We start from the raw sequence: 9068 nt of genomic DNA on the forward strand, positions 1-9068 counted from the left end.
GAATCAGGAGCCAAGATGGCACGCGTTACTGTTGAAGATTGCATCGACAAGGTCACCAACCGGTTTGACCTCGTATTACTCGCCGCAGAACGCGCGCGTGAAATCTCTGGTGGTGCTGAACTAACTGTCGATCGCGATCGCGATAAAAACCCTGTTGTGGCTTTGCGCGAAATCGCTGAAGAAACGATTCGTCCAGACCAGCTGAAAGAAGGCCTCGTGCAGTCGTTGCAGAAGGTTCAGGTGGATGAGGATGAAGAAGCCGATGAAGTCGGTTCGATCAGCCTTTCGGCAGAAGCACTTCGCCTCACGGCCGCGGCTCCTGCACGTGGCGCAGGCATGCAGCGCGATTACGACCGGTAATTTAGCGCACATATATTGAAGAAAGAGGCCCGGCTTGTCCGGGCCTTTTCTTTTGGCATTCCACCGCTCCGCTGATACAAAGGTCAGATGAGTGGGGAATTGGCAGCGGCAGCAGATATCATCACTGGCGCAGCAGTCGCACGCGCTGTTGAACCGGATGCGGGCGAGGGCAAAGATCTAAAAGATCTAAAAGATCTATCTGATATATGCCTGAACTGCGGCACGGCCTTGCTTGGGACACATTGCCATATATGCGGCCAAAAGGCGAAGGCGCACCGCACATTGAGTGCGTTCGGCCACGACATCTTACACAGCGTCCTGCATTTCGACGGCAAGATTTGGCGGACATTACCCATGCTGTTCTGGAAGCCCGGGGAATTAACGCGGCGCTATGTCCATGGTGAACGCGCCAAGTTTGTGTCTCCACTCGCGCTGTTTCTATTTTCGGTGTTCCTGACCTTTGCGGTATTTAACTCGATGTCGCATGGCAACGAAGCCGCTGTTGAGTTGGGCGCTGGAACCACCAAAGCAGCGGTCGCGACGCCCGAATTTGCGGCCGAACAGCGCAAATTGCGGGACGATATCGCCCGGCTGGAAAAGGAAGTGGTCGCTGCCCGTTTAGCAGGAAAGCCAACGCAAGCGTTGGAGCAAGAGCTGAAATCCGACAGGTTGGGCCTTAAGCTCATGGGAACCGCGGCGAACAGCTTCGGCAACGGAACCAATGATGCCGACGGGTACCAATTTACCGACTTGGAATTTCCGGGCGCAGCCTATCTCAACAAGGCAGCGGAAACGGCGAAGAAAAATCCGCAGCTGCTTTTTTATAAGATGCAATCTAATGCCTATAAATACAGCTGGGCACTTATTCCGATATCGGTCCCCTTTGTCTGGCTGCTGTTTTTCTGGCGCCGGCGGTTCAAGATGTTCGATCACGCAGTGTTCGTGACCTATTCATTGACCTTCATGATGCTGCTTGCCCTGATCTGCGGAGTATTGATTAGCTTTGGCCCGACAGAAACCATCGGCGGATTGTTGCTCACATTTTATCCGCCCATTCACATGTACCGGCAATTGCATCAGGCATATGAAACGTCGCGATTTGGCGCCTTTTGGCGGATGTGCTTGTTATCCGTCTTTGCCATGACCGCGCTGACGTTATTTGCCGTCCTCGTTGTCGCCATCGGTGTCAGCTGACAATATATGCATTTTAACTTTGCCGCTCTCCGGCGCGATTTAGGATCGGCCTAACAAGGAAAACGGCGTATCACGATCTCGCGCCAGGCATCCCGAACGGTTTGAATGCGCCTGCGTTCTTGGGGAATGCTCGCGAAACCCTCCAGAAATTGCTCGGCGGTCAGACGATATTTTTTGGGTGCGCAAAACAACGGCTTGCCCGCCGCATGTGCTTGTTCATTTTCTGCTTTGACGGAAGCTGCGGCTGCTTGAAACAGCCGTGCCATCGGCTTGATCTCTTTTGAAAATACCGCGCTCATGCCCTTTTTCTTAAGGGCGAGCGCCTTCACATAAAATGTTTCCGCATCCATGGCTTGGGCGGGAACGGCGCACAATAGTGCACCGCTGGCAATCAGCACGGCGAACTTCATATTTGCGACCTCAACTCTCTCGTCAACCGGACTAAAGCGTTGAGCTTATCTTGCAAAGATGAAAATCAGACGCCTTGCGGCGTTACGTCACCCACAGACGATGATTTGCGACGGCCAGCCTTTGGAATGGCCGTGCCCACAGTGGGGACGGACGATGGTTGCGCAACCTTGCCATCGTCGCGTTCGAACTTGCCGGTTTCAAGCAGCTGCTTGATTTCGTCACCGGACAAGGTTTCGAATTCCAAAAGCGCGTTGGCCAGAAGATGAAGTTGCTTGTCGTGCTTTTTCAAAAGGTCGGTCGCGCGTTTATGGCCGCCCTCCACCAGCTTACGAATTTCAGCATCTATCTTGCGTGCTGTCTCGTCGGACATCGCCGACCGCTGCGACATGCCATAGCCAAGATAACCGTCCTGCCGTTCTTCATATTGCAGCGGGCCCATTTCGTCCGACATGCCCCATTGGGTCACCATGTCGCGCGCAAGGCTCGTGGCATATTGGATGTCGCTTGAGGCACCGGAGCTGACCTTGTCATAACCGAAGATCAGTTCTTCCGCCACGCGGCCACCCATTGATACCGATAGGTTGGCGTGCATTTTGTCGCGATGATAGCTGTAATTATCACGCTCGGGCAGGCGCATGACCATCCCCAAAGCGCGACCGCGCGGAATGATGGTCGCCTTATGGATGGGGTCCGACGCCGCTTCATGGATTGAAACAATCGCATGTCCGGCTTCGTGATAGGCGGTCATTTTCTTTTCGTCTTCGGTCATGACCATGGACTTACGCTCGGTGCCCATCATCACCTTGTCTTTCGCGTCTTCAAATTCGCGCATGGCCACCAGGCGTTTACCACGGCGTGCCGCCAACAAGGCCGCTTCGTTGACGAGGTTCGCAAGGTCAGCGCCGGAGAAACCAGGCGTACCGCGGGCAATCACCCGGCCATCGACATCAGGTGCCAAAGGCACTTTCTTCATATGGACGTCGAGGATCTTCACGCGGCCATCAATGTCAGGACGCGGCACGACGACTTGCCTGTCGAAACGACCGGGACGCAGCAAGGCAGGGTCGAGCACATCCGGGCGGTTGGTGGCGGCAACGATGATGATGCCTTCATTCGCTTCAAAGCCATCCATTTCGACCAGAAGCTGGTTCAGCGTCTGTTCGCGCTCGTCATTTTGGTTGCCAAGGCCAGCGCCGCGGCTGCGGCCCACGGCATCGATTTCATCGATAAACACGATGCACGGTGCGTTCTTCTTTGCCTGTTCAAACATGTCGCGCACGCGGCTCGCGCCAACGCCGACGAACATTTCAACGAAGTCAGAACCTGAAATCGAGAAAAATGGAACGCCTGCTTCACCCGCAATGGCGCGGGCGAGCAACGTTTTACCTGTACCGGGCGAACCGACGAGCAATGCGCCCTTGGGAATTTTCCCGCCCAGACGGCTGAACTTCTGAGGGTCTTTCAAAAACTCGACGATTTCCTGAAGCTCTTCACGCGCTTCGTCAATGCCGGCAACATCTTCAAAAGTGACCTTGCCATGCTTTTCGGTCAGCAGCTTTGCCTTGGACTTGCCAAAGCCCATGGCACCGCCAGCACCGCCGCCCTTTTGCATTTGGCGCAACACGAAAAATGCGATGCCCAAGATCAGCAGGAATGGCAGTGCCTGATATATGAGGATTAACAGCAGGCTGGGTTGTTCTTCTGCCTTCGCTTCGACCACCACGCCTTTTTCAATGAGCAAAGAGGGGAGGCTAGAGTCATTGGGAAGCGGAACCGTGACGAACGATTCATCATTCTGCAGTTTGCCGGTGATACGATCGGGTGCGACGGCGACCGATTTGACTTCGCCTGCCTCAACCTTGTCGCGGAAGGACGAATAGGTGATACCGTTGGCTGGCGTGGATGAGCCGTTGAAAATGGAGGCGACGACCAGAAGCGCCACAATGATGGCCGACCAGATGGCCATATTCCGCAGCATCGGGTTGCTCTTTGGTTCCTGCTCGTCGTTCATCATAACTGCCTTGATTTCAGCCCCGCGCCAAATACGCGGAGATACTGCTGCAATGTAGGTGCGATTATGTGAATGGCAATATAGGGATTGGCAAAATTCCAGCGGACCTAAACTTAGCTCCGCCGCGGCGGTGCCATGGTAAACCGCCAATTGGTGCCGCCTTCGCATTTGACAGCACCCATGGTGGCGGTGCGCCCGTCCGAAAGTTCGGCAAGCAAGCGGTCAATGGCGTCGCCGCGCGGGCTAAGTTCGGGCTCCATCAGTTTCAGGCAATGGATCAACAGGCGGCGCTGTATCTCACGCGGGACATCGCGCGCATCGCAGATGATAGCGTCCGTTTCGCGCTGGACCCTCTCTTGCGTGAGTGTTTCGGTCATCCAATTCAGCGCCTCTGAGGCTTCTGCCAGTGCGCTGGCGGTGCGTCCGGCACGGTCGGCGCGAAAGGGGTGATGGGTGTTCGCCAGCCAATGGCGCATCGCGACCCGTTCAAAGTCGGTATTTGCGTTGCTGGGATCCTCCACTGGATTGAGTCCAGCGGCCGCGCAAATGGACATCAACTCGTCTTTCGTGAACCCCAATAAGGGGCGCAGTATGTTCCCATTTTTCGACCGGATAGCCGATAGCCCGTCAACGCCGCTGCCGCGCGCAAGCCGCATTAGTATGGTTTCAAGCTGATCATCGGCATGGTGGGCGGTGGCGATATACGCACAATCATGCTGCTCTGCCGCCTGCGCCAATAACGTGTATCTCGCATGCCGCGCGGATGATTGAATATTTCCGCTGATTTTTTCGGCAGGCGACAAAATGACATGCGGCACATGCATGTCTTTGCACATGCGCTGCACATATTGCGCCTCTTCGGCAGATTCTGGCCTTAACGCATGATCGACGGTCGCCGCGACGACGCGATCGGGCATGGTTTTGTGCAACAATATCAGCAGTGCCAGGCTGTCGGGCCCGCCGGATACCGCGCACAATATGCGCGCGCCGTCAGGGATATGCATCGCATTTACCGCGCCGTTAAAGCGGCCAAGAAGCGCTGCGTCGACGGTTACTTGCACTTCGCGCGTGTTTTACCGGCAGTGACCCGATCCGCCAAGCGACCGGTCGCAACATCTGGATAGGCTCGTGTAAGCTCACCATATGCTTCGCATGCCTCAGCGGTTTTGCCGAGGTCGGTTAACGCTGATCCTAAGAACAACAGGCTGTCGGGCGCACGTTCGCCACGCGGGTCTGCTTTGTAGTTATCGTAGAAAATTTTAACGGCGGTCGCAGGCTTTTTGTCGTCAAGCCACGCCCGTCCGAGCAAGTTGCGCAGGAAGCTTGCACGTCTATGCTTTGGATATGTTTTAAGCGTTTCTTCCAGCGTGGCTTGCGCTTCTGGGTAGAATTTCGCTTCCCACAATCTGAAGCCATAAGTGTAGCCATCTTCAAAAGCGTCGCCAGTGGCTGGCCGTTCAATGGCAGCAACTGCGGCAACGCGGGCGGCACTTGGTTTAGCCGCCGTAGCCACCGGTTTGGCTGCTGCTACAACGGGTTTTGGCTTGACGGCCACTGCTGCAGGCACAGGTGCTGCTGCAGGTAAGACGCTTGGAGCGGTTGACGCCTGCGCGGTTGCCGGCACGGCGGTTTCCTGTGGTGCGCTCGCCAGCTGCGCGCTCGCCATTTGCGCCTCCAAGATTTTCAAACGCGCTTCGAGGCCACGCATATTGTTGCCCTGCTGCTCGACCTGACCCGTCAAAGTCGCCAACTGTGCTTCCAACGCGTCGACACGCACCAACAGGTCAGACGTAGCGGAGGTGGTGGAGGAATTCTCGGGCTGGGCAGTGGTCGGTGACTGGATGTCAGGCGCGATAAATTTGCCGGCACCTGCGGGAAAGACCTGACGCTGGACAGCGCGCATTTCTTTTTCAAGCTTGCCCACGCGTCCGTCAATATTTGCATCTTGCGCAACTGCGGATGCGCTGAGTGCAAATGCTACGCCGCTCAACAAAGCAAGCCGAAAATTCATTGCTCATTCCCCTTAAACTGACAAGTTTGGACGTATCGCTGATTGGACCAACGCGATAAATAGCCATCACACCATTTCAGTGCAAAGAAAACCTGATTTTATTTGGATTTATACGGCGTTGTCGGCGCTTTACTGCGCAGAATCAGCATTATTTGCCGACAGCGGTGCGATCGGTGCAGTGGCGGCTGGCTTTACGGAGATCGGTGACGTGACCGGTTTGTCGGCTGGCGCAGCATCTGTGAGTGTTAGGCTTCTGAAAATCAAATATGCCGCCAGCGCCACCGCCGCGATTGCGGCCGACGTCCATGCGAGTGTTTTCGACGGTACGCGTGCGGGGTCCGCTGGTTCGTAGTTTTGAGCTGGTGGCTGATAGCCTTCATGACCGCTGCGCGCCAATTCCCAGCGCATCGCCTCACTGATTGCGGCGGCATCCATGTCCACAGCATTTGCATAAGATCGCGCGAAACCGAGCGTGTATGTTTGGCCCGGGAGGGCGTCAAAATTTGATTGCTCGATAGATTCAAGGTGGCGGGTCGGCACGCGGGTTTTTGCAGCGATATCGGATAGACTTAAACCCAGCCGTTCGCGGCCTGCTTTTAGCTGGCTACCTACGGATCCGTGCCCTTCGTCAACAGAAGCTAATAAGTCCACTGCAATCTCCACGCCCCATTTTTTCTACCTCTTTGTGCAGTTATGCGGACAATGGTCATCTTCCCGATAAAGTCAACGGCGATTACAGTTTTGCATCTTTGGGAAATCCTGCAATTTAGCCGGTTTCAATGCCTTGGCTTGCGGCCCATATTGCCAGCTCCTCACGCAAATTCCCCGTGGGATTATTGAGAAGCTCGTCCATCTTCTTGCGAATATCCGCATGGTTGGTCGTGCGCACCATCGCTTTTATGGGGCCCACGGCCGCTGGCGTGATCGACAGACGACGGATGCCCAGGCCAATCAACGCGAGCGCTTCGAGCGTCCGCCCACCCATTTCGCCGCATACCGCGACGTCGACTGGATAGCCGTCCGTTGTCTGCACAACGCGCCGAATGAAACGCAAAATGGCGGGGCTCAACCAATCATATCGCTCGGCCAAGCGCGGGTCTGCGCGATCCGCTGCAAACAGGAACTGGGTGAGGTCATTGGTGCCAATCGACAGAAAATCGATTTTAGGTAGCAACATATCGAGTGTTTCGGCCAGTGCCGGCACCTCAAGCATGGCCCCATAACGGATTTTCGTCGGCAGCCGTTTCTTTCGGCGACCCAAAAATTCCATCTGGCCTTCAAATATTTCCCGGGCCGCGTCAAATTCCCACGGCTCGGACACCATGGGAAACATGACGTTCAATGTGCGGCCTGCGGATGCTTCAATAAGTGCGCGGGCTTGCGCTTTCATTAGCCCTGCATGGTCCAAAGACAGGCGCAGCGCGCGCCAGCCGAGTGCGGGGTTTTCTTCCTCGCTCGTTTCGTCTTTCAAATAAGGCAGGGGCTTGTCGCCGCCGATATCGAGCGTACGAAAAATGACCGGCTTGTCGCCTGCCGCTTCAATGACATCGCGATAAAAGCGTTGCTGACGCTCACGTTGAGGCAGCGTGGCCGATATCAAAAACTGGAATTCGGTACGGAACAGGCCAACGCCCTCCGCGCCGGTGGTGGCCAAGGCGGACATATCGTCGCGCAACCCGGCGTTGATCATTAACGTCACCGGCACGCCATCATTGGTGACCGATGCCGCGTCACGCATCGCTGCATAGCGGGCCTTTTTCTTTTGCCGGTCGACCAGATCGTGCTGGAAAAGCTCTTCGGCAGCCGACGATGGCCTGACGATGACGCTTTTTTCGTCGGCGTTGAGGAGCAGCATGTCGCCATCGCGCACCTTGTGGCGGATGCCTTGAACACGGCCCAGCACGGGGATACCCATCGCGCGTGCGACAATAACGACGTGCGCGGTAAGCGAACCTTCCTCAAGCACCACGCCGCGCAGACGCCGTTTGTCATATTCGAGCAGTTCAGCCGGCCCCAAATTGCGCGCAATCAGGATCGAGTCTTTTTTCAGGCCCAGTTGCGCAGCCGTGCTCATCTGACCCGACACAATCCGCAGCAACCGGTTGGATAGATCTTCCAGATCGTGCATGCGGTCCGCCAGCAGCGCATCGTCAATCTGACGCATACGCATGCGGGTGCGTTGCTGGACGCGTTCGATGGCGGCTTCCGCCGTCAGGCCGCTATCGATGGCCTCGTTAATGCGGCGGCTCCAGCCTTCGTCATATGCGAACATTTTATAGGTCGCGATGACCTCTTCATGTTCGCCGCCTGTGCCGAAATCAATTTGGCTCGCCATGCGGTCGATTTGTTCGCGCATTTTGTCAAAGGCGGAATAAACGCGGTGGCGCTCGGCTTCGATATCCTCAGCGACGGTATGTTCAATACGGACATTGGGCTGGTGAAAAATGGCAACGCCAGCCGCCGCGCCCTTAACAAGCGGTAGGCCCGTGAGGCTAATCGTGCCGGTGTCATTCTCGCCCCGCGCGCTTGGCTCGTCGACAAGGTCTGCATTGGCGATCAGTTCTGACAGCACCATGGCCACGGTCTGAAGCGCCTCAATTTCGACCTCTTCATATTTCCGTGGTTCGACATGTTGCACGGCTAATACGCCAACCGCGCGTTCGGAACGCACAATCGGCACGCCTGCAAAGCTGTGAAAGCGTTCTTCTCCTGTTTCGGGGACATAACGAAAATTGGGGTGGGCTGCAGCCTCGTCCAAGTTCAATGTTTCGACATTTTCCGCAATCGTGCCGACAAGGCCTTCGCCCAAGCCGAGCCGGGTGACGTGGACCGCCGCTTCGTTCAATCCGCGCGTCGCAAATAATTCAAGCGCACCGTCGCGCAACAGATAGATCGAGCACACTTCGCTCGACAGCGCTTCACCAATGATATTGACCACATGGTTCAATTTGCCTTGCGCATGGTTTCGCGAGGCCATCACTTCGTGAAGACCGGTCAGTATGTTGCGGGCGGAACGGGTAGCGCTTTCCATATGCCCCATCTAGCAGAGACACAAAAGGCAAGCGATACCCCGCTTGAAAT

At 55.9% G+C, this 9068-nt stretch carries 8 protein-coding genes; 2 read left to right on the top strand and 6 right to left on the bottom strand.

All coding sequences use genetic code 11. The annotated features are described in order from the left end of the window. Nucleotides 1-15 precede the first annotated feature (15 nt). Both rpoZ and ACIQ5B_RS08650 read left to right on the top strand, forming a co-directional pair. On the top strand, nt 16-360 hold the full coding sequence (gene rpoZ / locus ACIQ5B_RS08645) for a DNA-directed RNA polymerase subunit omega (RefSeq protein WP_397598660.1): 345 nt from the start codon (nt 16-18) through the stop codon (nt 358-360). An 87-nt stretch (nt 361-447) separates the two neighbouring features. Beyond that, on the top strand, nt 448-1554 hold the full coding sequence (locus ACIQ5B_RS08650) for a DUF3667 domain-containing protein (RefSeq protein ID WP_397598655.1): 1107 nt from the start codon (nt 448-450) through the stop codon (nt 1552-1554). 50 nt (nt 1555-1604) lie between these two features. Here ACIQ5B_RS08650 and ACIQ5B_RS08655 read toward each other — a convergent pair whose 3' ends face one another. The 6 genes from ACIQ5B_RS08655 to ptsP all read right to left on the bottom strand — a co-directional run bounded on the left by ACIQ5B_RS08655 (nt 1605) and on the right by ptsP (nt 9018). Beyond that, a complete protein-coding gene (locus ACIQ5B_RS08655; RefSeq protein ID WP_306062229.1) occupies nt 1605-1964 on the bottom strand; it encodes a hypothetical protein in 360 nt (119 codons plus the stop codon). 65 nt (nt 1965-2029) lie between these two features. Continuing rightward, nucleotides 2030-3976 (bottom strand): ATP-dependent zinc metalloprotease FtsH, encoded by a 1947-nt coding sequence (gene ftsH, locus ACIQ5B_RS08660; RefSeq protein ID WP_397598661.1) that lies wholly within the window; start codon nt 3974-3976, stop codon nt 2030-2032. Nucleotides 3977-4089: 113 nt separating this feature from the next. Then, nucleotides 4090-5037, bottom strand: coding sequence for a tRNA lysidine(34) synthetase TilS (gene tilS, locus ACIQ5B_RS08665; protein ID WP_397598656.1), 948 nt, complete (start codon nt 5035-5037; stop codon nt 4090-4092). Next, a complete protein-coding gene (locus ACIQ5B_RS08670; RefSeq protein WP_397598657.1) occupies nt 5028-5987 on the bottom strand; it encodes a hypothetical protein in 960 nt (319 codons plus the stop codon). The genes tilS and ACIQ5B_RS08670 overlap by 10 nt, the downstream gene beginning before the upstream one ends. A gap of 129 nt (nt 5988-6116) precedes the next feature. After that, on the bottom strand, nt 6117-6638 hold the full coding sequence (locus ACIQ5B_RS08675) for a helix-turn-helix domain-containing protein (RefSeq protein WP_397598658.1): 522 nt from the start codon (nt 6636-6638) through the stop codon (nt 6117-6119). A 115-nt stretch (nt 6639-6753) separates the two neighbouring features. Next, a complete protein-coding gene (ptsP, locus tag ACIQ5B_RS08680; protein WP_397598659.1) occupies nt 6754-9018 on the bottom strand; it encodes a phosphoenolpyruvate--protein phosphotransferase in 2265 nt (754 codons plus the stop codon). Nucleotides 9019-9068 lie beyond the last annotated feature (50 nt).

This window comes from Sphingorhabdus sp. (assembly GCF_044374345.1).
Classification (GTDB): domain Bacteria; phylum Pseudomonadota; class Alphaproteobacteria; order Sphingomonadales; family Sphingomonadaceae; genus Sphingorhabdus_B.

Excerpts from the sequence above, each read along its gene's own strand:
- ftsH (WP_397598661.1), bottom strand. The coding sequence starts at position 3,976 with ATGAACGACGAGCAGGAACCAAAGAGCAACCCGATGCTGCGGAATATG.
- ACIQ5B_RS08670 (WP_397598657.1), bottom strand. The coding sequence starts at position 5,987 with ATGAATTTTCGGCTTGCTTTGTTGAGCGGCGTAGCATTTGCACTCAGC.
- ACIQ5B_RS08650 (WP_397598655.1), top strand. The coding sequence starts at position 448 with ATGAGTGGGGAATTGGCAGCGGCAGCAGATATCATCACTGGCGCAGCA.
- ptsP (WP_397598659.1), bottom strand. The coding sequence starts at position 9,018 with ATGGAAAGCGCTACCCGTTCCGCCCGCAACATACTGACCGGTCTTCAC.
- rpoZ (WP_397598660.1), top strand. The coding sequence starts at position 16 with ATGGCACGCGTTACTGTTGAAGATTGCATCGACAAGGTCACCAACCGG.
- ACIQ5B_RS08655 (WP_306062229.1), bottom strand. The coding sequence starts at position 1,964 with ATGAAGTTCGCCGTGCTGATTGCCAGCGGTGCACTATTGTGCGCCGTT.